General features: G+C 72.7%; 24 protein-coding genes and 1 pseudogene. 13 read left to right on the forward strand and 12 right to left on the reverse strand.

Annotated elements, in window-relative coordinates; translation table 11 throughout:
• Positions 1-29: 29 nt before the first annotated feature.
• Together ACZ3TI_RS29890 and ACZ3TI_RS29895 are read right to left on the reverse strand one after the other, a co-directional pair.
• Positions 30-581 carry a hypothetical protein gene (locus ACZ3TI_RS29890; protein WP_465731608.1) on the reverse strand — a complete coding sequence of 184 codons (552 nt, stop codon included), beginning with the start codon at positions 579-581 and terminating at the stop codon, positions 30-32.
• 58 nt (positions 582-639) lie between these two features.
• Positions 640-1,755 carry a serine hydrolase domain-containing protein gene (locus ACZ3TI_RS29895; protein WP_465731610.1) on the reverse strand — a complete coding sequence of 372 codons (1,116 nt, stop codon included), beginning with the start codon at positions 1,753-1,755 and terminating at the stop codon, positions 640-642.
• A 91-nt stretch (positions 1,756-1,846) separates the two neighbouring features.
• Between ACZ3TI_RS29895 and ACZ3TI_RS29900 the strand changes: the two genes are divergently transcribed.
• Positions 1,847-2,743, forward strand: a complete 897-nt coding sequence (locus tag ACZ3TI_RS29900) for an AraC family transcriptional regulator (RefSeq protein WP_465731612.1) — start codon at positions 1,847-1,849, stop codon at positions 2,741-2,743.
• Between the two features lie 61 nt (positions 2,744-2,804).
• Here the strand turns inward: ACZ3TI_RS29900 and ACZ3TI_RS29905 are convergent, their stop codons facing one another.
• On the reverse strand, positions 2,805-3,647 hold the full coding sequence (locus tag ACZ3TI_RS29905; RefSeq protein WP_465731614.1) for a siderophore-interacting protein: 843 nt from the start codon (positions 3,645-3,647) through the stop codon (positions 2,805-2,807).
• Between the two features lie 424 nt (positions 3,648-4,071).
• Positions 4,072-4,716, reverse strand: coding sequence for a C40 family peptidase (locus ACZ3TI_RS29910; protein WP_465731616.1), 645 nt, complete (start codon positions 4,714-4,716; stop codon positions 4,072-4,074).
• A 211-nt stretch (positions 4,717-4,927) separates the two neighbouring features.
• On the opposite strand from ACZ3TI_RS29910, the gene ACZ3TI_RS29915 reads away from it, so the two are divergent.
• Positions 4,928-5,332, forward strand: coding sequence for a RidA family protein (locus tag ACZ3TI_RS29915; RefSeq protein WP_465731618.1), 405 nt, complete (start codon positions 4,928-4,930; stop codon positions 5,330-5,332).
• Between the two features lie 65 nt (positions 5,333-5,397).
• Here the strand turns inward: ACZ3TI_RS29915 and ACZ3TI_RS29920 are convergent, their stop codons facing one another.
• Together ACZ3TI_RS29920 and ACZ3TI_RS29925 are read right to left on the reverse strand one after the other, a co-directional pair.
• Entirely contained in the window at positions 5,398-5,886 is a 489-nt protein-coding gene (locus ACZ3TI_RS29920; protein ID WP_465731620.1) for an SRPBCC family protein, read from the reverse strand.
• A complete protein-coding gene (locus tag ACZ3TI_RS29925) occupies positions 5,883-6,290 on the reverse strand; it encodes an ArsR/SmtB family transcription factor (RefSeq protein WP_465731622.1) in 408 nt (135 codons plus the stop codon). The genes ACZ3TI_RS29920 and ACZ3TI_RS29925 overlap by 4 nt, the downstream gene beginning before the upstream one ends.
• Positions 6,291-6,490: 200 nt before the next feature.
• On the opposite strand from ACZ3TI_RS29925, the gene ACZ3TI_RS29930 reads away from it, so the two are divergent.
• From ACZ3TI_RS29930 to ACZ3TI_RS29950, 5 genes are all read left to right on the forward strand, one after another.
• Positions 6,491-7,285, forward strand: coding sequence for a hypothetical protein (locus ACZ3TI_RS29930; RefSeq protein ID WP_465731624.1), 795 nt, complete (start codon positions 6,491-6,493; stop codon positions 7,283-7,285).
• A 312-nt stretch (positions 7,286-7,597) separates the two neighbouring features.
• The gene (locus ACZ3TI_RS29935; protein WP_465731626.1) at positions 7,598-8,317 is read left to right on the forward strand and encodes a ScbR family autoregulator-binding transcription factor; all 720 of its coding nucleotides are present in this window, start codon (positions 7,598-7,600) and stop codon (positions 8,315-8,317) included.
• Between the two features lie 321 nt (positions 8,318-8,638).
• Complete coding sequence (locus ACZ3TI_RS29940; protein WP_465731628.1) at positions 8,639-9,526, forward strand: AfsR/SARP family transcriptional regulator; 888 nt, start codon at positions 8,639-8,641, stop codon at positions 9,524-9,526.
• Positions 9,527-9,537: 11 nt separating this feature from the next.
• Positions 9,538-10,344 (forward strand): TetR family transcriptional regulator, encoded by an 807-nt coding sequence (locus ACZ3TI_RS29945; protein ID WP_465731630.1) that lies wholly within the window; start codon positions 9,538-9,540, stop codon positions 10,342-10,344.
• A gap of 223 nt (positions 10,345-10,567) precedes the next feature.
• Positions 10,568-11,371, forward strand: coding sequence for a putative protein N(5)-glutamine methyltransferase (locus tag ACZ3TI_RS29950; RefSeq protein ID WP_465731632.1), 804 nt, complete (start codon positions 10,568-10,570; stop codon positions 11,369-11,371).
• A 72-nt stretch (positions 11,372-11,443) separates the two neighbouring features.
• On the opposite strand, the gene ACZ3TI_RS29955 is transcribed toward ACZ3TI_RS29950, so the two are convergent.
• On the reverse strand, positions 11,444-11,872 hold the full coding sequence (locus tag ACZ3TI_RS29955) for a PPOX class F420-dependent oxidoreductase (protein WP_465731634.1): 429 nt from the start codon (positions 11,870-11,872) through the stop codon (positions 11,444-11,446).
• Positions 11,873-12,115: 243 nt separating this feature from the next.
• On the opposite strand from ACZ3TI_RS29955, the gene ACZ3TI_RS29960 reads away from it, so the two are divergent.
• The gene (locus ACZ3TI_RS29960; protein WP_465731636.1) at positions 12,116-12,562 is read left to right on the forward strand and encodes a hypothetical protein; all 447 of its coding nucleotides are present in this window, start codon (positions 12,116-12,118) and stop codon (positions 12,560-12,562) included.
• 99 nt (positions 12,563-12,661) lie between these two features.
• A complete protein-coding gene (locus ACZ3TI_RS29965) occupies positions 12,662-13,165 on the forward strand; it encodes a DinB family protein (protein WP_465731638.1) in 504 nt (167 codons plus the stop codon).
• Between the two features lie 70 nt (positions 13,166-13,235).
• On the opposite strand, the gene ACZ3TI_RS29970 is transcribed toward ACZ3TI_RS29965, so the two are convergent.
• The 3 genes from ACZ3TI_RS29970 to ACZ3TI_RS29980 all read right to left on the reverse strand — a co-directional run bounded on the left by ACZ3TI_RS29970 (position 13,236) and on the right by ACZ3TI_RS29980 (position 16,792).
• Positions 13,236-14,660: a pyridoxal phosphate-dependent decarboxylase family protein gene (locus ACZ3TI_RS29970; protein ID WP_465731640.1), complete on the reverse strand. Its 1,425-nt coding sequence runs from the start codon at positions 14,658-14,660 to the stop codon at positions 13,236-13,238.
• 212 nt (positions 14,661-14,872) lie between these two features.
• On the reverse strand, positions 14,873-16,159 hold the full coding sequence (locus tag ACZ3TI_RS29975) for an MFS transporter (RefSeq protein WP_465731642.1): 1,287 nt from the start codon (positions 16,157-16,159) through the stop codon (positions 14,873-14,875).
• A 39-nt stretch (positions 16,160-16,198) separates the two neighbouring features.
• On the reverse strand, positions 16,199-16,792 hold the full coding sequence (locus ACZ3TI_RS29980) for an ArsR/SmtB family transcription factor (protein WP_465731644.1): 594 nt from the start codon (positions 16,790-16,792) through the stop codon (positions 16,199-16,201).
• Positions 16,793-16,973: 181 nt separating this feature from the next.
• Between ACZ3TI_RS29980 and ACZ3TI_RS29985 the strand changes: the two are divergent.
• Positions 16,974-18,219: pseudogene (locus tag ACZ3TI_RS29985) on the forward strand (IS701 family transposase).
• Positions 18,220-18,440: 221 nt separating this feature from the next.
• On the opposite strand, the gene ACZ3TI_RS29990 reads toward ACZ3TI_RS29985, so the two are convergent.
• Positions 18,441-19,013 (reverse strand): TetR/AcrR family transcriptional regulator C-terminal domain-containing protein, encoded by a 573-nt coding sequence (locus ACZ3TI_RS29990; RefSeq protein ID WP_465731646.1) that lies wholly within the window; start codon positions 19,011-19,013, stop codon positions 18,441-18,443.
• 126 nt (positions 19,014-19,139) lie between these two features.
• Between ACZ3TI_RS29990 and ACZ3TI_RS29995 the strand changes: the two genes are divergently transcribed.
• The 3 genes from ACZ3TI_RS29995 (at position 19,140) to ACZ3TI_RS30005 (ending at position 22,309) form a co-directional block, all read left to right on the forward strand.
• Positions 19,140-20,309: an FAD-dependent oxidoreductase gene (locus ACZ3TI_RS29995; protein WP_465731648.1), complete on the forward strand. Its 1,170-nt coding sequence runs from the start codon at positions 19,140-19,142 to the stop codon at positions 20,307-20,309.
• Between the two features lie 361 nt (positions 20,310-20,670).
• Positions 20,671-20,901, forward strand: coding sequence for a hypothetical protein (locus ACZ3TI_RS30000; protein WP_465731650.1), 231 nt, complete (start codon positions 20,671-20,673; stop codon positions 20,899-20,901).
• Positions 20,902-21,331: 430 nt separating this feature from the next.
• On the forward strand, positions 21,332-22,309 hold the full coding sequence (locus ACZ3TI_RS30005; RefSeq protein ID WP_465731652.1) for a hypothetical protein: 978 nt from the start codon (positions 21,332-21,334) through the stop codon (positions 22,307-22,309).
• A gap of 100 nt (positions 22,310-22,409) precedes the next feature.
• Here the strand turns inward: ACZ3TI_RS30005 and fabV are convergent, their stop codons facing one another.
• On the reverse strand, positions 22,410-23,612 hold the full coding sequence (gene fabV, locus ACZ3TI_RS30010) for an enoyl-[acyl-carrier-protein] reductase FabV (protein ID WP_465731654.1): 1,203 nt from the start codon (positions 23,610-23,612) through the stop codon (positions 22,410-22,412).
• Positions 23,613-23,777 lie beyond the last annotated feature (165 nt).

Consider the following 23,777-nt stretch of genomic DNA (forward strand, 5'->3'; position numbering starts at 1 on the left):
TGGGGTGGTGACCGACGGCCGGCGGGCTGTCAGCAGCCGGGGCAGCCCGGAACGGGGGGAATCGTCGGGACGAGGACATTGCCGCGGAGCCACTCGGTGAGCCACTCCGCCAGGCTGAGGTTCTGTGGCGCGAGCCAGTGGCGGTCGCACGCGTTTTCGTCCGCGCCCCACATGCTGCCGTCCGGGCTGCTGAGGTCGATGCACCACCAGATCACGCCGCCGAGGGTGGCCAGCGGCAGCACGTTGCGCGGATAGGACTGCAGCTCCTCGTACGGCTGGGAGTTCCACGAGCGGTAGAGCTTCGACAGGGACGCCTCGTTGCTGAAGCGTCTCCTGGAGTCGGTGAGCGACACCACTCCGCACTCGACCCCGCGGCCGGGCCGACCGCCGCCGTAGGGACCGAACCCGCCGTCGGCGGCCTCGCAGTAGATTCTCCGCAGCAGCCGCGCCATCGGGAACCCGGTGAGGGCTTCGAACTCGTCCGCAGCCTCCGGGGGTGCCGGTCGAGGGAGGTCGCGCTCCTCGGCGAAGTCGCGGATGGCGGCGACGATCGCGTCGTCGGTCCAGGCAGGAGAGGTCACCGGGGAACCGTAGCGGAACCACCGTGGGCGCCCGGGCGCGGACCGCTCCCATTGCCTGTCAGCGCAGTCCGCTGTAGGCGGCCATGATGATCTCCATGCCGCGGTTGTCCTCCTGCCGGTCCCGGTCGATCATCCGGTTCATCACGTAGGCCACCGTCATCCGTGCGTCGGGGTCGCTCGCGACCAACGAGCCGCCCCAACCGCCCCAGCCGAAGGTGTTGCCGAACCTGCCGAAGCCCGTCGTCCAGCACATCGGTGTTCCCAGGACGCGGTCCTCACCGCGGAACACCTCCTGCCACGCGGGCTCGCAGCCCTGCGGAGACAGCAGCCGCACGCCGCCGGCCGCTCCCCGGTTCGCCAGTACCGACTGGACGAGGGCGACGGACCGGGCGTTGCCGAAGCCGTTCACCGCAGGGATCTGCGCACGGCGCCAGGCCACCGAGTTGACGTCCTCGACCCGGATCGCGGGGCCGGTGGTCTCCCGGGGTGCGCCGTCCGGTCCGGGCGGTGCGGCGGCGACGTACTCGTCGGTCAGCGACGGCGGCGGGATGAGCGGTGCGACACGGTGGTCGTGCTCGGCGGAGAGGCCGATGTGGAAGTCCGCGCCCAACGGCCCGGCCACCTCCTCGGCGAAGAACCCGCCGAGGCTGCGGCCGGTGATGCGGCGGACGATCTCACCGATCAGGAACCCGAAGGTGAGCGCGTGATAGCCGGCGGCTGTTCCGGGCTCCCACGCGGGGGCCTGCGCGGCCAGCCCCGCCGTCACCTTCTCCCAGTCGTAGAGGTCCTCGACCGCTATCGGCCCGGTCGGCGTCGGCAGCCCCGCGGTGTGGGACAGCACGTGCCGTACCAGCACGTCCTCCTTGCCGGCCGCGGCGAACTCGGGCCAGTAGGCGGCGACCGGCGCGGACAGGTCGAGCCGGCGCCGGTCAGCCAGGATCAGCGCGCACAGGGCGGTCATGTTCTTGGTCGTGGAGTTCACCGCGGTGAGGGTGTCGCGCTCCCAGCCGACCGAGCGGTCCGCGTCGGCGTAGCCGCCCCAGATGTCGACCACCGGCTCGCCGTCGAGGTAGACGGCGACCGAGGCGCCCACGTCGTCCCTGTCGAGCGAGGCCGCGAGGGCCGTCCGGACCGCGGCGAAGCGGGGCTCGCATGCTCCCTTGATATCGGTCATGGTGTAAGCCTCAGGTGACGCCGGGGTTCCTGCCCGACAATTCCCGCACCGGTTCGGTCGGGCGTCGCGATCGGATGAAGGGCGGACGTGCGTGCTGGAGCGGCTGAATCAGGCGCTGGACCATCTGGAGGCCCGCCTCGACGGCGAGGTCGACATTGCCGAGGCGGCCCGGATCGCCGCGATGTCGCAGTACCACTTCCGGCGGCTGTTCGCCACGCTCGCCGGGATGCCGCTCACGGTCTACGTGCGGCGCCGGCGGATGACGCTCGCCGGGGCCGAGGTGCTGTCCGGGGAGCGGACGCTGCTCGATGTCGCGGTGCGGTACGGGTACGGCTCGGGCGAGGCGTTCGCCCGGGCGTTCCGGTCGGCGCACGGCATCGGGCCGGGCGAGGCCCGTCGCACGGGTGCGGTGCTCACGGCGCAGCCGCGCATGTCCTTCCGCGTCGTGGTTGAAGGGAGTACGACCATGCGGTACCGGATCGTGGAGAAGGAGCCGTTCCGGATCATCGGCAGGAAGGCCCGGGTCCCGCTCGTGCACGAGGGGGTCAACGCGGCCGCGGCGGCGCACCTGGAGAGCCTGGACGAGCGGGCGATCGTCCGGATGAAGGAGCTGTCGGACCGGGAGCCGGAAGGGATCCTGTCGGCGGCGGTGCACCTGACCGACAGCCGGGAGGAGGGCGCCGAGGTGGACTACTGGATCGGCGTGGTGACCGGTCCCGAGGCGGCCGCCGAGGAGCTCGACGCCCTCGACGTACCGGCCGGGACCTGGGCGGTCTTCGACAACCACGGGCCCTATCCGCAGGCCCTCCAGGAACTGTGGCGGGACGTGTTCACGCAGTGGTTCCCCTCGAACCCCTACGCGAGCCGGCCGGGTCCGGAGCTACTCCGGACCCGGCCCGTGGAGATCGGCGCGCAGACCGGCTCCCAGCTGTGGATCCCGGTCGAGCTGAGCGGCGGGAGCGCCGCGGGCACGACCACCGGCGCCTGACCGGCCGGACGGGAACGCCGTTCGGCTCCGGTGCGCCGACTGCCCGTGGGCCGGATCCGGGTCAGCCGACCGGCTCCTGCTCGGCTTCCACCTGGGCGTTCCACTCGCGCTTGGTCGCCCGCCAGGCATCGTCGTTCTGGCCGAACCGCCAGTAGCCCGAGACGGACAGCCGCTCGCGCGGCACCCCGTGCTCCATGCGCAGCTGGCGCCGCAGTTCCTTGACGAAGGCCGCCTCCCCGTGGACGAAGGCCGACACCGTGCCGGCGGGGAACTCCAAGGCGCGCACCGCCTCGACGAGGGCCTCGCCCACCGGGCGCTCGCCGCGGTGCAGCCAGGTCAGCTCGACGGCGGCGGGCGAGACGATCTTCTGCTCCTCCGACGCGTCGGCGACCTCGACGAAGGCGTGCACCACGGCGCCGGGCGGCATCCGCTCCAGGGCCACCGCGATCGCGGGCAGCGCGCTCTCGTCGCCGGCGAGCAGGTGCCAGTCGGCGTCCGGATCCGGGGCGTAGCCGCCGCCGGGGCCCAGGATGCGCACCGTCTCGCCCGGCTGCGCCCGGGCGGCCCACGGCCCGGCCAGGCCCTCGTCACCGTGCACCACGAAGTCGACGGTCAGCTCGCGCAGCACTGCGTCCCAGGCCCGCACGGTGTAGGTTCGGGCGACCGGCCACTGCTCACGCGGGTACTCCTCGCGGATCCGCGCCAGGTCGAACGGCTCCGGGTACGTCACGCCCGTGGGCGCGAACAGCACCTTGACGTAGTGGTCGGTGAATTCCGCGGCGTCGAAGTCCTGCAGCCCCTCGCCGCCGAGGACCAGGCGCACCATGTGCGGCGTGATCCGCTCGGTGCGCAGGATCCGCGTCTCGCGGGCGCGCGGCGTCCTACGGGCTGACTGATCGGTCATGGGGACCCCCCGGTCATGTCGTCAGGTCGATCAGATGGTTAGGCTAGCCTAAGTTGGCGGCCCTGGTCGACGGAGGGGGGAGCCGGGGGCGCTTCCGGGAGGGGGCGGGGTCAGTAGGACTGCAGCTCGATCAGGTGGCCGTCCGGGTCGCGCAGAAGCAGTCGGCGAAGCGGGTGACGAGCAGGCGGGGGTACAGGGCGTCCACGGTCGAACTCCTGGGGGTGTGGGCTCGGGTCGGCTCGGGCGGGCGGCTGGCCGAACGCGGCCTGCGGCTCTGGGACATGGCGGTGCCGGCCGCGCTCGCCGACTTCGGTCCGCAGGCCCAGCGGGACCTGGTGCGGCGGCTGGGCCTCGACCCGAGCGACCTCGCCAAGGTCGCCGAGAGGGGAGCGGCGCAGCGGCCTCTGACCGGGGGCGCGCGGGTTCAGCCGACGGGTTGGCCCGGGCGGCGGGCGCCCGCGAACTCGCCCGCCCAGCGTGGGACGTCGAGCACGTCCTCGACCCGGGCGACCAGCGTCCCGGTGCGCTCGGCGTGGACCATCGCGCCGTCGCCGACGTAGACCCCGACGTGGTGGAGGGGCGCGTCGGGGCGGGAGAAGAACAGCAGGTCGCCGGGGGCCAGCGCGTCCCGGGCCACCGGGGCGCTGAGGTTGAACTGGGCGACGGTGTAGTGCCCGAGCTCGACGGTGCCGTGACTGGCTCGGTACCAGCAGTAGAGCGACAGGCCGCTGCAGTCGAAACCGACCGTCTTCTCGCCCATGCACACGCCGTTGAGCCAGCCGTTGTCCTCGTCGCAGAAGCCGAGGCTCGCGCCGAGGCGGTCGCCGCCGCCCCAGGCGTACGGCACGCCGATCTGGGCCGCGGCCACGGCGGCGACCCGCAGGCCCAGGGCCTCGGTCGGTGCATCCGTGGGTGCGGGCGCAGCGGCGGGACGGGCGGCCGCGGCGGCGGGGGTCGCGAGGGCCGCCGGGGCGAGCGCCGGGACCAGGCCCGCCCCGAGCGCGAGGCCGAGCATGCGGCGCCGACCGACGCCGGCGTCCTGGTCGCGGTCGGCGGGTTGGGGTTCCATGGGGCGGCTCCCGGGCGGTGGTTGCGGTGGAGGCGTGCGTACCGGCACCAGGATTCCGGTCCGGGCGGGCCGTCCGCCATCACCCGCAACGGTGAATCGTGGGCGCACCGGGCTTGGTGGGGCGGGAAGTTCGCCCGTAAATGGTTTGACGGTCGTTCAGGTGGGGCCAACGATGGGCGCGAACGTTCGGTCGGGACCGTCGGAGGACTTCATGAGCAGCGCCGTCAAGCTGATCCGCACCACACGGCTGACGCAGGCCGTCGACTACGCCTACGGCGCGGTGGTCGACGCCCCGGCGCGCTCGCTGTGGCTGGCCGGGGCCTGCCCGCTCGACGAGGACGGCCGTACGGTCGCCGTCGGCGACTACGAGGGGCAGGCCCATCAGGTGATGCGCAACCTGACAGCCGTGCTGGAGGACGCGGGCGCCGCCCTCACCGACATCGCCCGGACCACCGTGTACGTGGCCTCCGCCGACCAGGCGGACCTGGTCAAGGTGTGGAACGTGTACCGCGCGTACATGGGGGAGCACGACGCGCCCAGCACCCTGCTCGGTGTCTCGGTGCTCGGCTACCACGACCAGCTGGTGGAGGTCGAGGCGGTGGCCGTGCTGCGCTGAATCCCGAAACGCTGACCCCGAGCGCTGAATCCCCGGAGGCGTCGGCCCTCCCGGGCGTCGGCGGGTCAGCCCGCGGCGAGCAGGGCGTCCAGCTTCAGGTAGCCCTCGACCACGCCGCGTTCCATGCCGCTGCTCAGGATGGCGTCCCGGGCCTCCAGGCTGTCGACCACCGACAGCACGGTGACGCGGGTGCGGCCCTCCCCGACGGGCTCGAAGGTCGCGGTCTCCAGCGAGACGCCGTCCGGCACGCCCTCGAACGTGAAGGTCTGGACGAGCCGGGTGGCCGGTCGGACCTCGTGGAACGAGCCGTAGAAGGCGGCGATCTCCTGGCCGTCCCGGTGCGCCGAGTAGCGGTAGTGCCCGCCCGTCCGCGCCTCCCAGGTGTCGATCTTCATTTCGAGGTCCTTCGGGCCGAGCCACTGGGTGACCAGCTCGGGCTCGATCCAGGCCCGGAACACCCGCTGCTGCGGGGCGTCGAACTCGCGGACGATCCGGATGGTGGGCAGCTGCGGGTCCGCTTCGATCCGGGTCTCGTGGCCGGTGCTGGAGGTCATGACGGGGCTCCTTCGCTCTGCTGGGGTCGGTCGTTGTCGTCGTTGTTGTTCTTGTCGGTGCCGTCGGTGTCGTCGGTCTCGTCGGCCAGGTCCGCGAGGAGGGCGTCCAGGCGGCTGAACCGCTCCTCGGCCTGGCGCCGGTACCGCTCGATCCAGCTCGTCATCAAGTCGAACACCTGCGGCTCCAGGTGGCACGGTCGCCGCTGCCCCTCCCGGCTGCGACTCACCAGCCCGGCCTCCTCCAGCACCTTGAGGTGCTTGGAGACGGCCTGCATGGACATCGCATAGGACTCGGCCAGCTCGCCGACGGTCGCGTCCCGGATGGAAAGCCGGGCGACGATGTCCCGCCGCGTCGGATCCGCCAGGGCGACGAACGCCCGGGACAGCTGGTCCACAGCCACCATGCACCCCTGTTCATTCTCAACCGATTGGTTGAGAACAACGCTACGCCGCTCCGCCTACGTATTCAACCGCTTGGTTGTGGATCCCCGGGGTGGCTTCCGCGCCGGACGTGTCGACGGCCGCCACTCCTCGGGTGGGCCGGGCCCCCGAGCCGCCCCGGCGGCACGGGTCCGCCGGTCCACCGCTATGGGATCATGACCGGATGTCCGAGGAACCCGATCCGCTGTCCGGCCTGTGGCCGCTCGCGCCGTCCGCCGAGGCCGACTGGCTGCAGGAGCTGTGCGGGGACGGAGTGCTCGGGTTCATGCCGCCCGCGATGCCCGACGCCGCGTGGGTGCTCAATGCGATGTACGAGCACGAGCGGGGGCCGGGCGAGGTCTCGTACCAGGAGGAGCGCCGGGCCCGGCTGGCGGACGGGAGCGCGCAGCCGCTGGTGCTCGTCGGTGTGGACCTCGATGCGGTGGGCGTCGTCACGGGCGGTGGCCTGGGCCGTGCGGAGCACCCGGGGCCGGGCTGGAGGCGCCTGCGCTGGGCGGAACTCGCCCGACGGACCGGCGATCCCGTCGTGCCCGAGGGCGTGCTGCCCTGCCACCGCTGCCTCCCGTCCGCGCGGAAGGACGGCAGCTGGCCGGTCGGCATCGTCCCGCCCACCGAGGGCAGCCTCGACCGGGAGACCTGGAACCGTCTGATCGCCGTCCTCGCCGCGCACGGCCCGGCCGGCCCGGACACCCGCTGCTTCTCCTTCCACAACCCGCTGATGACCGGTGACTTCGACCGGCACCATGTGCGCGCGGGCCGCCTCGGCGACGCCGAGTTCCTCTACGACACCCACGACGCCGATTCCAGCCCCTCCAACCTCTGGCCCGCCGACCGCTCCTGGGTGCTGTGCACCGACTACGACCTCTGGGCCACCAAGATCGCCGGGCCGCCCGCCCTCATCGAGGCGCTGCTGGACGATCCCGAGCTCGAGGCACTCCGGCTGCCCTGGGCGACCTGACACCCCTTCGACCGCGCGTGGGGCGGGCAAGCGGTGCGTGGCGCGTAGCTGCGCTCATGGGAAACGCGCGGTCTCGCACACCCTCTCAAAGAAACCGATCATTCGGTTTTCGTGGGGGAGATGCGCCCTGAGGGAGAGACGTCGCGATGGGGTTCGGGTGGGCCGTGTGATGACGAACGTTCAGGTGGGGCTCGCCGAGTTTGTCGTGAAGGGTGAGCAGTCGGGGCAAACCGGCATTGTCTTGTCGGTTGCGGGTGCGCCGTAGCTAAGATACGGGGTGTTTGGTTTTGTTTTCCGGGAGCTCAGGGCGGGGTGGTTGCGGTGGTACGGCAGGAGCGGGCGCTCCGGACGCGTCGGCTGATCCTGGAGGCGGCGGCGTCGGTCTTCGACGAGTTCGGGTACGAGGGCGCGACCATCGGGGAGGTGGTCTCGCGGGCCGGGGTGACGCGTGGTGCGGTCTACTTCCACTTCGCGTCGAAGCGGGATCTCGCGCAGGGCGTGGTCGAGGAACAGTTCTCCCAGGACGGAGTTCCGGAACGGAGCTGCAAGCTCCAGGAGTTCGTGGACACCGGAATGGTGGTGGCGCATCTGATGCCGCGCGACCCGCTGCTGAGCGCGGGTGCCCGACTGTCGCTCGGCCAGGACGTGATCGACGACCTCGGCGGGGGTGCGATCCCGGGGTGGATCAGCCGGATGGAGACGTTGCTGCTCGCGGCCGGCGAGCGCGGGGAGCTGCTGCCGCACGTCGTTCCGGCGGACACCGCGTGGCTGATCATCGCGGCGTGGACGGGCGTCCAGATCCAGTCCCAGAAGCTCTCCGGGCGGGCTGACCTGGAGCTTCGGGTGTCCGGGCTGTTCCAGCACCTGATGCCGAGCATCGCGGTTCCCGGTGTGCTCGGTTCGCTGCGGATGGGGCCGGACCGGGGCGCCCAGGTGGTCGCCGAGGTCGCGGCGGCCCGTGCGGTTGAGGGGGATGCGGCGGGGGGCGACGGTGCGCCGGTCGAGGCGCAGGCGGGCGTCGGCGTGGGGTGAACGGGGGCTGACGCGGGCTCAACCGGCGTCCCGTTCGCGGGAGGTGGCTGAGCGCGGCGCATGGGCGGCGGCGGGACTGTGGGGTCCGGCGCCGCCTTTGGTTTGCCTTCCGGCCGTCACCGAGGGTGTCCGGGCGGATTCGTGTAGTGGTGTGGTCGCGTGTGGTCGCTCTTCGCCGAAAACAAACAGCGCGTTCGGTTTTGTATTGACAAACCGCGCGTCCTGTTTTTCACTGGTGGCAGTTGCCCCCTGGGGTGTCGACCCGGGTGCCGGCCGCGGCGGAGGAGCCTGCGGCGTTCCGTGTGATTGGGGTGGGTCCTCGTGGAAATTCGGGTGCTCGGGGCGTTGGACGTCCGGGTGTGCGGGGTGTCGGTGGTGCCGTCGGCACCGAAGCCGCGTCAGGTGCTGGGGCTGCTGGCACTCCGCGCCGACGAGGTGGTCCCGGCGGTCGTGCTGGCCGACGAGCTGTGGTCCGGCCGTCCGCCGCGCAGCGCGCGAGCCACCGTGCAGACGTACGTCCTCCAGCTGCGCGATCTGATCGACCGCGCGCTCGCCCGCGCGGGTGCGGAGGACGGTGGCGAGGCGGGAGCGTCCGGTGCCAAGGACGTCCTGGTGACCTCGCCCGGTGGCTACCTGCTGAACAGCGGCGGCGGACCGTCGGACGTCCGGGAGTTCGAGCGGCTGACCGGGCTGGGCTACCGCGCGATCGACGGCGAGGACCACCCGCTGGCCGCTCGGACGCTCGGCGAGGCGCTCGCGCTGTGGCGCGGACCGGCCTTCGTGGACGTCCCGGTCGGCGGCCAACTCGCCGTCGAGGCCCGAAGGCTGGAGGAGGCCAGGCTCTGCGCACTGGAACAGCGGATCGACACCGACCTGCGCCTGGGCCGCCACCGCGGGCTGCTCGCGGAACTGACCGTCCTGGTCGACCGCTACCGCACCCACGAGAGCCTGCACGGGCAGTACATGGTCGCCCTGCACCGCTCCGGGCGCCGAGGCGAGGCGCTGGAGGCCTACCAGCGCCTGCGGAACACCCTGGTAGGGGAGTTGGGCATGGAGCCCTCGGCCGGACTGCGGCGGTTGCAGCGCTCCATCCTGCTCGCCGGCCCGGAGCGGTCCGCGGGGCCGGAGCGGCCCGCCGGCCCGGAGCGGGAACCCGGCGCGGCCGTGGTGGCGGAGGTCGCGGCGGCCCCGTTGAGCCGGGTCGGCTGAGGGAGGCGCGGGTGGTCCAGGAGAGGTCGGAACGGACGCGCGGGCGGCTGGTGGAGGCGGGGGCGGGGCTGTTCGACCGCCGTGGCTACGCCGGTGCCACCCTCGGTGAGATCGCCGCGGCCGCGGGGGTGACGAAGGGGGCGCTCTACTTCCACTTCGCCTCCAAGGAGGAGCTGGCCAAAGCGGTGTTCGCGCGGGCCGAACGTGCACTGCGGTCGGCCTGCGGCGACCGGCACGCCGCCGCCTCGCCGCTCCAACGGCTGATCGACGCCGGGTACTGGCTGGTCGACGCCGTGCGGGCGGATCCGGTGGTCCGGGCGGCGTTCCGCCTCGGCCGCGAGGACGGCGGGTGGCAGGCGGAACACGCAGCGGATGCGTGCCCGGCCGACGAACGCGCAGCGGACGAGTGCCCGGCCGACGAGTGCGCGGCGGGCGGGTGCACGGCCGGTGGGCGCGGGCCCGGGGCAGCCGACCCCCAGCAACCCTTCGCGGACATGCGCGGCCTCCACGGCGTCTGGGCCGGCATCGTCCGGGACCTGCTGGCCGCAGCCCGCCGTGCCGGCGAACTGCGGGACTGCCCGGGGCGGGACTGCCCGGGCTCTCCCGGCCCGGAGACGCTCGTCGTGACCGTCGCCTGCGGCCTGGAGGTGGTGTTCGCCGACGGCTGCCCCGCCGAGGAACGCGTCCGCCGGCTCTGCACCCTCTGGGACTGGCTGCTGCCCTGCCTGGTCCCCCCGGGCGCGGCCCACTCCTACCGGACGGGACCACTCCTACCGGACGGGCCCACTCCTACCGGACGGGACCACCGGTCCCGGTGACCGGGCAGTGCGATAGGCTGGCATACGCCGAGTATGACCGCGACTCAGGGAGGTGAGACCCATTACCGGAATGTCCGAGCGGGTGCTCCCGGAGCGCGGCCGTGCGGGCGCCACGCGCGCGTAGCGCGGACGGCGCGCCGACGCGGTGCCGGCCCTTGCGGGAGCCCTGACGGAGTCGTTCTCCTCCGTTCACCCTCCTCCCGTCATCCCCCAAGGTGTTCTCTTGCCGGTCTTCTCCTCCTCCGCCCTCCGTTCCTCCGTGGTCTCCCGACTGCGCGCCGCCGGTTGCGTGTTCGCCGAGGACGAGGCGCGGATCCTGCTCTCCGCCGCCGCCTCGCCCGCCGACCTGGCCGCCATGGTCCGCGCCCGGGCCGAGGGGCGGCCGCTCGAACACGTCGTCGGTTGGGCCGAGTTCGCCGGTCTGCGGATCGCCGTCGACCCGGGCGTCTTCGTCCCGCGCCGGCGCAGCGAGTTCCTCGCCGCAGCCGCCACCGAGCTGACCGGCCCGCCCCGCGGCCCCGGCGCGGTGGTGCTCGACCTGTGCTGCGGCAGCGGCGCACTGGGCGCAGCCGTGGCCGCCGGGGCCGCGCACCCGGTCGAGCTGTACGCGGCGGACATCGACCCGGACGCCGTCCGCTGCGCCCGCCGCAACCTGGCCGGGGCCGACGCGAGGGTCCACCAGGGCGACCTGTTCGCCGCCCTGCCCGCCGAGCTGCGCGGGCGGGTGGACGTGCTGATCGCCAACGTCCCGTACGTCCCGACCGGCGACCTCGCGCTACTGCCGCCCGAGGCGCGGCTGCACGAGGCCCGGCCGGCGCTCGACGGCGGCGCGGACGGCCTGGACGTGCTGCGCAGGGTGGTCGCGGAGGCGCCGCGGTGGCTGGCGGCGGGCGGGTCGCTGCTGTTCGAGACCAGCGACCGGCAGGTGGCGACGGCCATCGCGGTGACGCGGGCGGCCGGGCTGACGGCGGTGGCGAGCCGGCACGAGGACCTGGACGCCACGGTGGTCACCGCGACGCTGGGGTGACCACTTTCGGGTGTCCCCCGGCCGCCGCCGATCCCCCGTGAGAGTGACCGGCGCGACTCCCGGCGGGACCGCTCAGAGGTGGGTGCCGTACACGTGGTCGACCGGGATGGTGAGGAGCACCCGGCGGTCCGAGACCATCACCTCGCGGTACTCCGCCCAGTCGGGGTGCTCCCCGGCGGCGCGGCGGTAGTAGTCGACCAGCGCCTCCACCTCGGGTCCGTCGGGGTCGGTGCCCGGGCCGGTGAGGGTGGCGACGCCCTCGGCGGTGACCCAGGAGCGTCCGTCCGGCCCGGTCACCTCCAGGCTGACCCGCGGGTCCCGGCGCAGGTTGGCGGTCTTGGCCAGCCCGTCCCGGGTGGAGACCAGGATGACGTTCGCCTCCCGGTCGTAGAACGGCAGGACGGGGGAGAGTTGGGGGCGTCCGTCCGCCTTGATGGTGGCGAGGACGCCGAGGCGGCTCTGCGCGAGCAGCGCGTACGGGTCGAAAGGTGTGGCGGTCATGGGAGCATCATCGGCCTTCACACCGGTGTGAAGGTCAAGGTGCGCCAGGCGTGTTGCGGAGGGCGACGCCGGCGGCGGCACACGCACGGGCGTCACCGGCCGGCGGGGAAGTCCGGGAATCCGGGTGTGGCGGCGCTCGGGGAGGGTCTAGGGTCGGGGGTCCCGATGAATGTGACGGTCTGTCACTTCTGCGTGACGGGCCGTCGGCGCACGCGCCGGTCCGAACCGAGGGGGCACCGCACGATGGCACGCGAACGCAGGCCCGTGGAACTGCTGGAGTTCTCCGACGACCTCCACTACCAGGACGTCACGCCGCTGCAGGCCTTCCTGTCCGCCCGCCTCGGCGAGCTGGTCGAGGCCCAACCGGAGGGCAGCGGTGCCCGGTTCGCCGCCGAGCGGCTGGCGGACATCACCAAGAGCGACTGCATCTTCCTGTCGGACACCCTCGGCGCCTGGGAGGACGCGATCCTCGAGGGTTGCCGCGACGAGCCCGGGTCGACGCAGCGGATTCGGCATGACGCGTCAGTGTGGTGGGCGCGGCTGTGCGAGACGGCGCGGGAGTTCCGCGACCACCCCGACTACCGCACCCGGTGGCGGCCGCTGCGGTTCATGAACCTCGCCCACGCGGAGTTCATGGCCGACCTGACCGACGAGGCGGGCGGCGTGTACGGGGACGGCGCGCACCCGTGACCGCCTGGCGGGCGGGCGCGGCACCCCCGCCGGGCGGGCATGGCGGGCATGGCGGACGTGAGCGAAGGGAGTGTCAGTGTCGGCTGGTACGGTCCGCGCATGAGCAAACGAGTGCCCTTCACGGGTGGGGAGAAGGAAAGCCTTCACGCGGCGCTGGACCGGCACCGCGAGGCGGTGGTGTGGAAGACGGAGGGTCTGGACGACGAGCAGCTGCGCCGTCCGATGACACCGTCGGGGACGAACCTGCTGGGTCTGCTGAAGCACCTCGGCGGCGCCGAACTCGGCTGGTTCCGGCAGACGTTCGGACGGGACATGGGGCCGCTGCCGTTCGACATCGACGCCGACGATTCGTCCGACATGCGGGTGGAGCCGCACGAGTCGACGGCCGACATCCTGGCCTTCTACGCACGGGCGCGGGCCGCCGCGGACGAGGTGATCCGGGAGCTCGAGCTGGACGACCTCGGGACGTCCTGGTCCGGCAACACCGTCTCGCTGCGCTGGGTGCTGATCCACATGACCACGGAGACCGCCCGGCACGCCGGACACCTGGACATCCTGCGGGAGTTGATCGACGGCGGCACCGGGGACCACAACCGGAGCTGACCCCCGGTAGCGCGGTGCCGTCCCCGGAGCTGTCCTGGTGCCGTCCCCGAGCCGCCTCCGAGCCGCCTCGTCAGACGGTCAGCTTCCGCACGGCCCGCGCCAGCGCCTCCGCCGTCCGGCGGACGTCCGCGTCCGTGGTGCGCCAGTTGCTGAACGCCGCGCGCAGGGCGGGCCGGTCGGCGTAGCGGGTCGGGGTGACGAAGGCCTCGTCGGCCAGCTCGCCGGCGAGGGCGGCGAGGCGCTCGGGGGTGGGGTCCGCCGCCAGGGTGAAGCACACGACGTTCAGCCGGACCGGTGCCAGCAGGCTCAGGCCGTCGATCCGCTCGACCGCCTCGCCGAGCGCACGGGCGCCCGCGACGTTGCGCTCCACGATCTCCCGGTGACCGGAGCGGCCGTACGCGCGCAGCGTGAACCAGGCGGCGAGGGCGCGCAGCCGGTGCGAGTTCTCCGGGGTGAGGTGGACCAGGTCGGGGTGCTCGCTCAGCGGCCCCAGGTAGGCGGCGGAGTTCTGGAACACCCGGGCCTGCAGGTCGGGGCGGCGGGTGAACTGTACGGCGCTGTCGTACGGCACGTTGAGCCACTTGTGCAGGTCGACGCAGACCGAGTCGGCGAGGTCCAGGCCGGCCACCAGCTCCGCGTGCTGCGGCGACAGCGCGGCGAAGGCGCCGAAGGCGGCGTCCACGTGCAGCCAGAACCCGTACCGCTCGCGGAGGTCGGCGATCGCCCGCAGGTCGTCGAAGTCGACGGTGTTGACCGTGCCCGCGTTCGCCACCACGACGCACGGCCCGTCCGCCTCGGCCAGCGCCCGCTCGAGCGCGGCCACGTCCACTGCCTCCCGGCCGGGTAGGAGAGGCACGGGCCGCAGCGCCGTCCGGCCCAGACCCAGCACCGACAGCGCCTTGGAGACGGAGGAGTGCGCGCCGCCCGACAGCACCCGGACCGGGCCCAGCGCACCGACCCCGTCCTGGGCGACGTCCACGCCGAGCCGCTCACCCAGCCACTCGCGGGCGATCGCCAGTCCGACCGTGTTCGACATGGTCGCGCCGCTCACGAAGGTGCCGTGGTGCGCCTCCGAGAGCCCGAACAGCTCGCGCAGCCAGCCGACCGTCTCCCGCTCCAGGTGCTGACCGGCCGGGTCCAGCGAGGAGTTGGAGTTCTGGTCGACGGTGGAGGTCAGCCAGTCGCCCGCCAGCGCCGCCGGGGTCGCACCACCGGTCACGAACCCGAAGTAGCGCGGCCCGGCACTGGCCGACAGCCGCGGCTCCCATCGCTCGGCGAACTCCGCCAGCGCCGCCGGAAGCCCGCCACCCGCCTCGGCGAGCTTCGCCGCGCCGAGGGACCCGGTGCCGGTCGCGGCCGCTCCGGTGCCGGTCGGGGCGGCCTGCGGGACGACGGGCCGCTCGTCGAGGCCGCCGAGGAAGGCGAGGGCGTGCTGCCGGGTCTCCTCCAGGAGCTCGGGCAACCGCCGGAGGTCGGCGGCGAGTTCGGGCTGCATGACGGTTCTCCTCGGTGATCGACTTCGCCCGAGGGTAGCTGGCCGCGGGTGCGCCGTCCCGGGCCAATCCGGTACGAGTGGCCTGGTCGGGCTGGGTCCGGGCTGGGTCCGGGCGGGGTCCGGGCGAGGTTCGGGCGGGGGAGCGGTCAGTGGGGCGGGCCGGCGTGCGGGGGTAGCCAGCCGCGTCCACTCCTCCCACACGGGCCGGGACGCTACCGTGCTGTCCGATCGTCAGGGTTCCGTCGCCGGGGCAGCTCGGCGCGCCGGACCGCCCCGGAGGCCAGGGCGACGGCCGCGCCCAGGAAGGAGAGGCCGCCACAGGCGATGAACACCGGGGCCGCTCCCCAAACGCCGATGGCGGCGCCGACCAGCGGGTAGCTGAGCGGGGCGAGGCCCAGCATGGCGAGCATCACGACGGAGGTCACCCGGCCGAGGTAGGCAGGGGAGGCCGCGGTCTGGACGAGGGCGTGGATGAGGCTGCCGGAGATGCCCGCGGTCAGGCCGACGAGCGCGGCGAGCACGGCGGCGGTCCACAGGCTCGGGACCAGGCCGATCGCCGCAGCGCCCGCACCGGCGACGAGCAGGGTGCCCGCCATGGTCAGGCCCGCCCGGGGCAGTCGGCCGGCGAAGGTGAGCAGCGCGGCGCCGGCGGTGGCCCCGGCGCCGAAGCAGGCGGCGATCCAGCCGTAGCCGGACGGGCCCCAACCGCGTTCGGCGTTGAGGAGCACCATGCCGACGTTGAGGGTGCCGGTGAGTCCGAGTTCGCAGACGGCGCCGACGGCGACGAGCGGGCCGATCAGCCGGTGGCGACGCAGGTAGCGCAGCCCGTCGAGGAGGTCGGCGCGAGCCGTGCCGGTGCCGGGCGCGGTCTCCCGGGCCGGCGCTTCGAGGGGCCGGACCCGGATGCTCAGCAGGAGCGGCAGCGAGAGCGCGAAGAGCATCCCCGCGACGCCGAACGCGGCCGCCGGGCCGCCCAGGCCCATGGCCAGGCCGCCGAGCGGCGGGCCCGCGATCTGGCCGACGCGCATCGACAGCGACCGCATGCCGGTGATCCGCGCCAGCTGGTCGGGTCCGGTGATCCGGGGCGGCAGGGCACCGACGGCGGGCACGAACAGCGCGTCCACGGCGCCGAAGGCCAGCGCCACCGCGACCAGCAGCCAGAGCCCGGGCGTGGTCAGCGCGATGGCGGCGGCCACGGCGAGGATGAGCAGGCAGCGCAGGGCGTCGCTGCCGAGGATCACCCGTCGCGGGTCCAGCCGGTCGGCCAGCACGCCGCCGCCGAGCATCAGCGCCGCGCGCGGAAGCGCCCCGGCGGCCATGACCAGGCCGACCTCGGTGGGGCCGGTGGCCCGCTGGGCGGACCAGCCGAGCGCGACGAAGTAGACGCTGTCGCCGATGAGCGATGCGGTGTACGCGGCGAGCCAGCGCAGCACGTTGGGGTCGCGGTGGGCGGGTGGTGTGGCGGAGTGGAGGGGCGGGGTCGCTTCCGCGACGGCCATGGTGGGCTCCGGTGGGTGAGGGCTGCGGCCGACGGGGCGTCAGGGGCGGAAGGGGAACCCGTACAGGTGGACGGACACGTGCTCGCGGCCCGCGGTGTCACCCGCCGCCCTGGCGGCCTTGCCGCGTTCCCGCCAGCGCCGGGACAGCTTCTGCAACTCCTCGCCCAGTTCGACGAGTTCAGCCGGGTTGAGGTCGAGCATCCACTCGGAGCTGAAGGCCGCGTCGGTCCACTCCCTGCCCCAGGCGGCGCTCTGCGCCAGGTATGCGCGGTACTGCGCGGTGCGCGAGTCGATGAAGCCCTGCGTCACCGCGCCGACGACGGCGGCACCCTCGGGCGTCCCCGAGAGATCGGACTCCCGGAAGCCCCAGCCCTCCTCGGAGGCGACCTGCCACCACCGCTCCCGGCCGTCGCTGCTCCGGCCGCTAGCCTCGGCGAGGAAGCCGTGCTCGGCGAGCTTGCGCAGGTGGTAGCTGACCAGGGACGGCGCCTGGTCGACCTGCTCGGCGAGCTGCGAGGCGGTGGCGCTGCCCGCCGCGTAGAGCAGGCGGTAGAGCTGCATCCGCAGCGGGTTGGTGAAAGCCTTCAGGCGGGACAGGTCGGTGATCCGGTCGGGCTCGGGCTTCTGGGGCATGCGTCCACGGTAGATCCGAAGGAAAAGTTCCGCAATAAAAATTTCGTATCTGCCCGTCTGTGGGTGCTGCGGGAAAGGCCGGTGCATCGATGAACTGCCCGCCCCTAGGGCTTTGTTAGGTATCCCGATTGATCATCGTCAGGTAGGTTGTGATCTTCTGTCAGGCGTCACACCTGAGGAGATGGAGGCAGTCCGCCCGCGCTTGGAGGCGTTCGCGGCGGAGATGCTCGGTTCGTTGGCGCGTCGGGACCAGCGGGCCAGGGCGAGCTGTATCTGCGCGGGCTGATGCTGGACGGCAAGCGCAAGTCGATGCAGCCGATGGCCGAGCGCCTGGGTGTGGACCACCAGCAGCTGCAGCAGTTCGTCTCCTCCTCCACCTGGGACTACTCCAAGGTCCCTGAGAGGCTGGCACGTTGGGCTGCCTCACATATCTCTCCCGAGGCGTACGCGATCGACGATGTCGGCTTCCCCAAGGACGGCTACGACTCGCCGGGGGTGGCGCGGATGTACTGCGGCGCACTGGGCAAGCGGGGGAACTGCCAGATGGGCGTCAGCGTCAACCTTGTGTCCGACCGTGCCTCCTCGGCCGTCGACTGGCGCCTGTTCCTGCCCGAGAGCTGGGACGACACCAAGCATGGTGAGGACGCGCTTCTGGCCGAGGCGATCCGGCGCCGCCGGGCCAAGGTCGGCGTCCCGGATGCCGCACGGCACCGGGAGAAATGGCGCTTGGCCCTGGACATGCTCGATGAGGTGCGCGGGGGCTGGGAGTTGCCCGATCTGCCGGTCGTCGCGGACGCCGGCTACGGGGACGCCACAGGCTTTCGTGAGGGCCTGACCGAGCGCGGCCTGGCCTTCGTGGTCGCCGTCAAGGCCACCACGAGCGCGTACCCGGGCGACGCGACGCCCGAGCGCCCGCCGTACTCCGGGCAGGGCCGCCCTCCCGTGTCCGCCTACCCCCAGCCGCACACCACCCTGCGCGCCCTGGTCCTGGCCGCCGGGCGCGACAGGGCGAGGACCGTCACCTGGCGCCAGGGCAGCAAAGCCACCAAGCGCAACCCGAACGGCGAGATGCGCTCGCAGTTCTGACCCTGCGTGTCCGCCCGGCCAACCGCACCATCCGCCGCGCCGTCGACGGATCCCTGCCCGACTGCTGGCTCCTCGCCGAGTGGCCACCCGACTCCGCCGAGCCCACCGACTACTGGCTCTCGACGCTGCCCGCCGACACGCCGCTGCGTGAACTGGTGCGAATCGCCAAGATCAGATGGCGGGTCGAGCACGACTACCGCGAACTCAAAGACGGCCTCGGCCTGGACCACTTCGAGGGCCGCAACTACCTCGGCTGGCACCGCCACGCCACTCTCGCCGCCATCGCCCAGGCCTTCTGCACCATGCTCAGGCTCGACCCAAAAGTCCCTGCGCCGGTCTGACCCTCTACGCGGTCCTCCGCGAACTCCAGGCCCTCCTGGCCACCTGGACCGGCGCCTGCTCGATATGCGGCCAACCCGCCCCAGAACCCGAACCACACCACCGCACCTAACCTCGATCCGGGCGCCTGGCACGTTTACCCGGACTTTCGACCACGCGCCGGAACGAGCGGGGTCCGTGGCCGCGCCAACCTGGACGGCGACTGACCGGCGGCGAGCCCCGGTCAGTCGCGCAGCAGCCGCGCGCGGATGCCCGCGATCACGATGTCCAGCTCCAGGCGGAAGGCAGCGTCGCGCTGCTCCAGGGGGATCAGGGCGGCCTGGCGGGCCTGTTCCTCGAGGGTGTAGCCGTTGACGAAGCTGGTGACCACGTCCGCGCCGAGGTGGGCGGCCGGGGCATCGGCACCAGCCGAGCGCAGGGCGTCGACCAGAGAGCCGAAGTAGGCGACGGCGTTGGGTGGCGGGGCGGTGAAGGAGACCACGAGCCGGGCGCCGTCGCGGTGGGCGAGCATGGTCGCGCGGGCCCGGGTGGCCAGCTCCCGGACCCGGTCGGGCCAGTCCTGCTCGGCGGCGGGGGCGGCGCCCGGGCCGCTGGCGGGCGGCTGTGTGAGCATCTCGCCGATGATCTGGTCGGCCAGCGCGTCCAACAGTGCGGCTTTGCTTGGGTAGTGCCAGTACAGGGCGCCGGCGCGGACGCCGAGCCGCTGTGCCAGGCGACGGGTGGTCAGCTCGTCGAGGCCGGCCTCGTCGAGCAGTTCCATGGCGCCCTGGAGCACATCGGCCTGCCGGAGCGGCATCGGTCCCCCCTTTCGTATCCCTTCCTGCTTCCGGAGCATCTTGCCACTTGAACACTGGCCAAGTAACTTGAACAGTGACCAAGTGAACGATGTTCAAGTTGTGGTGTCCACGTTTGGGGGATCGACATGCGTGTTCTGGTGATCGGTGCCGGAATCGGCGGCCTGTGCCTCGCGCAGGGGCTGCGGCAGGCCGGGATCGACGTGCGGATCTACGAGCGCGAGGCGAGCGTGCGGGCCCGGTACCAGGGCTTCCGGATCGGCATCGGCGGCCGGGGACTGGCCGCGCTGCGCGAATGCCTGCCGCAGCGCTTGCACCCCCTGCTGGAGGCCAGCACCGGAGAGCTCTCGGGTGAGCGGCGGGTGGTCGACGAGCAGCTGCGCGAGATCCGCCAACTCGGCGCGCTGCACGGGGGCACGGCCACCGACCGGCACGTCCTGCGGCACCTGCTGCTGGCCGGGCTCACCGACCGGATCGAGTTCGGCAAGCGGCTGGTCCGCTACACCGAGCTGATCGACGGCACCGTCCGGGCCGAGTTCGCCGACGGGAGCAGCGCCACCGGCGACCTGCTGGTGGGCGCGGACGGCGGCAACTCCCCCGTGCGCCGGCAACTCCTGCCCGACGCCGAGGTGGTCACCCTCGACGGCAACGGCCTGCTCGGCCGCACACCGCTGACCGACCGGTTCGCCGGCCTGGTCCCGGGCTTCGGCACCGTAGTCCACGGCCCCGAGGTGCAGATGCTGCTCGGCAAGATGGAGTTCCGCCGCCCGCCGCACCTCGCCGCCGCCGAACTGGCCCCCGATGTCGAACTCCCGGAAACCGGAAGCTACCTGCGCTGGGGTGCGTTCCTGCCCGAGTACATCAAGCCGCTGCCCGCAACCTGGCCGGAGATCCGCGACCTGCTGCTGGGCGGCATCGCCAGCTGGCACCCCGACCTGGTGGAGCTGGTACGCCAGTCGGACATCGTGAACAGCTCCGTGCTGACGGTCCGTTACGCGAAGCCAGTGCCGCACTGGGGCACCCGCCAGGTCACCCTGCTCGGCGACGCCATCCATGTCATGCCGCCGAGCGGAGGCATGGGCGCCAACACCGCGTTCCGGGACGCGGCACTGCTCTGCCGCGCGCTAACCGCGGTCGAGCGCGGCGAGGCAGAACTGCTGCCGGCCGTCGAGCGGTACGAGCGCGAGATGCTCGAGTATGGCTTCGCGGCGGTCGCGGAGAGTCTGGAGCAACTGCCAGCCTTCGCCCCGTCGGTCACGGCGGGTGCAGCACCGGCGGGCGGAGCGAGCGCACACTGACGGTTTGCACTGAACCGTGGGCGTCGCCGGCGTGCACGCCGGCCGATGGACGCGAACGGGGTGGCCACCGACGGGACGCGGGCGAGGTGAACGGCGGCGGGTGAGCGCCGGTGGGCGGTCGCAGCGGCCGATTGGGCGCGGCCGTCGGAGCGACAACGTTTACGCGGTCCTCCGCGCACTCCAAGCCCTCCTAGCACCTGGACCAGCGCCTGCTCGATCTGCGGCCAACCGCCCCAGAACCCGAACCACATCAAGGACCTAACAAAGCCCTACTAGCACGCGTGGGTGGACCTTTCGCATCTTGGCGTGCCGATCAGGCCGATGGTCCGTGTGGAACCTGCTGGCTCGAGAGGGCCGGCCGGTGCTGCTCGACTGGAAGCTCTCGGGGATGCTCGACCTGTCCGGTGAGCTGGGCTCGACCGCGCTAAGCCTCGCGAAGGGACCCGGCTTCGGCGACATCAGGCCCGCCGTGTTCCGCTCGGTCCTCGACGGATATGTAGGCGACCGCACCGCCGGGACGTGGTCCGGCCGGGTCGAGGTGCCCGGCGGCGCCGTCGGCGTCAAGGGCATCACCGCGAGCGTCACGGGCTGACCTGCCCTGACGGCGGCGGCAAGCCGCAGGTGACGGGAAGGGCGCGGACCGGACGGTCCGCGCCCTCGGATCGTCTTCGAGGACGAGGACGAGGACGAGGACGAGGACGAGGCCGGGTTCGCGGTGACGCCGCCGCGTGCCCGCACACGCCACCGACCCGCCCTGAAAACCTCAGTAACTCGCTGCTGTTGTCGAATACCTCACGAAATACCCGTCGCTGCCCGATCTGCGACACATTCTCCAGGTCGAACATCCACGCCGTGATCATCCATCACGGCAATGCCGACTCGAAATCCGACGCCGCACGTGACCGTTTCCTCCTCGCGCAAGTTGCTTCACGCGGCACGGTCGGCCCCATCAGGGTGAGTAGCCGGAAGTGCATTCCTTACGAAGAAGGGCGGACCCCTTGTTCAACCGACGAAAAGGATCCGTGCTCGCCGTGGCGGCGGTCACGGCGGCACTCGGTCTCGTACCGGTCGGCACCGCCCAGGCGGCGGCCTGCACGTGGCAGCAGGCGGCCTGGGAGCTGCCGGCCGGCGCGGTCAAGGGCTCGCTGTCCGCGACCGACGGCGGCCGGTACGGGGTCGGCATCACCGCAGCGCGCTCCACCACCTGGCCCTACAGTTACAAGGACAAGCGCGGGACGCTGTGGGACAACGGGAAGGTCGTGCTGCGGCTCCCCGTGGACGGGCCCTACGTCTCGGACGTCAACTCGTCCGGCCTGATCGTGGGCAACACCTTCACCAACAACAAGTCCGCGGCCGTGACCATCAGCCGCACCGGGACGACGACCGCGCTGCCGTCCAACCCGGCCTGGGCCGGCTCAAGGGCCAGCGTGATCAACAACGCCGGCGACATCGCCGGGACCGCCCAGGTCGGCACGAAGAACATCCTGGTGGTGTGGCCGGCGAGCGCCCCGGGGACGTACCGCGAACTGCCGCTCCCCGCGTCCGTCTTCCTGACCCCCCGCGACATCGACGAGCAGGGCCGGATCATCGGTTCCAACGACTCGGGTGGCTTCGTCACGGACCTCAACGGCGTGTGGCACGCGCTCGCCGTGAACGGCCCCGACACCCGGGTCAGTCCGTGGGAGATCCGGGACGGGCGCATCGTCGGCGGCGTGATGAACGACACGAGCTACGCCGCGGTCGAGTGGAACACCCAGGGTTCGGTGGTCCGGACCATCACCGATGGCGCGCTCGAGGGCAGGGCCATCGGCGGCAACGGAACCGTGGGCGGTGTCGCGTACGTCGGGTCGACCACACACCCTGTCCTGTGGCGCGACGGCGTGGTCTCGGACCCGTTGTCCGCGGTCTCGAACCTGTTCTCGATCGTTGCGATCAGTGCCGACGAGAAGACCCTCATCGGGAGCGACCCCGACCGGCCCGTGCAGTACACCTGCTCCTGACACCACGCGGGTCCGTGCGCCACGACCCCCGGGTCCGCCCGGCACCCTCACCGGGGTGGAACACGCAGGTGACGTAGCTCAGTGCCCGGTCCCTCCGGGATCAGCCCCGAGCCGGCCAGGGGACCGTGGTCTGGGCCGGGGCGCTGTAGTCGGTCCCGGGGACGTCCCAGCCGTAGAGACGGCCGACCTGCGTGCGGAACCACTCGGTGTCCGCGAGTTCGGGCAGGGTGTCGGTGGTCGCGGCGGCCCAGCGCTCGTGGACGTCGGCCTGGACCTTCTCGTCCATCTCCCAGCCGTCGAGGCGGATCCGCTGCTCCTGGTCGAGCTGGAGCGGCGCCGCGCCGGTCAGCTGCTGCCACAGGGCGGTGGCCTGCCGACCGGTGCTCTGGAAGTCTTCGCCGAGGGCGGCGCGGAGCAGGCTGGTGTAGAGGGCGATGGACGGGATGGCGGTCGAGGCCTGGGTGACGGCCGCGCCGGCGACCACGGTGTGGGCCTGCCCGCCGAGCGGGGCCAGGTCCTGCTGGAGGCGGCGCGCGGTCTCCTCCAGGTGCTGCTTGGCCGCGCCGATGGTGCCGGCCCGGTAGATCGGTGCGGTCAGGTCGGAGCCGACGTAGGAGAGCGCCACCGTGTGGAAGCCCTGCTGGACAAGGCCGCGGTCCGCCAGGGCCTCGATCCACAGCTTCCAGTCGGCGCCGCCCATGACCTGAACGGTCGCGTCACGCTCCGCGTCGGGGGCGGGCTCGAGCTCCAGCGAGCCGACGAGCGGGGTCTCGCCCTCGAACTGCAGGGTCTTGGCACGGTAGGCGGATCCCAGCGGCTTGATCACCGAGTGGTGGACCTCGCCGGTGGCGGGGTCGGTGCGCCGGGGCGCGGCGACGCTGTAGACGAGGTAGTCGACCTTGCCGTACCGGGCGGCGAGGTGGTCCAGCGCCTGCTCCTTGGCCGAGGTGGAGAAGGCGTCGGCGTTGAGGAAGGCGAAGTCGTCGTCCGGTCCCGCGAGTTCTGCGGTGCGGGCCGTCCGGTACCAGCCGGCGGAGGCGGTGCGGCGCTCGGTCTCGGGGGCCTCGAAGGCGATGCCGAGTCCGCGCATGCCGTAGGTGCGCAGCGCGGCGACGGTGGCGGCGAGGCCGTAACCGGCGCTGGAGCCGATGATCAGGGCGACCGGCCCCGCCGCGGTGGCCGCCTGGGCGGTGGGCGCCGGGGTGCGCTGCCACAGCTCGTCGACGACGGCAGCACAGCCCCCGGGGTGGGAGTTGACGTAGAGGAAGCCGCGGTTGCCGGGCTTGATCTCACGGAGAGTCATCGATTTCCTTCGTGCAGGGGAGTCGTCGCCCCGATGCGGAGCACGCGCTCCGGGCGGGCCGTGTCCTCATCCTTGCCGGTCAACCGGTGTGGGGGTCTGGCGACATGTGCCAGCGTCCGCTCGGGAATCTTGTCGATGCCGCCCTCGCGCGACCGGCTGCTCCGC

The sequence above is a fragment of the Kitasatospora sp. NPDC023120 genome, assembly GCF_055560835.1.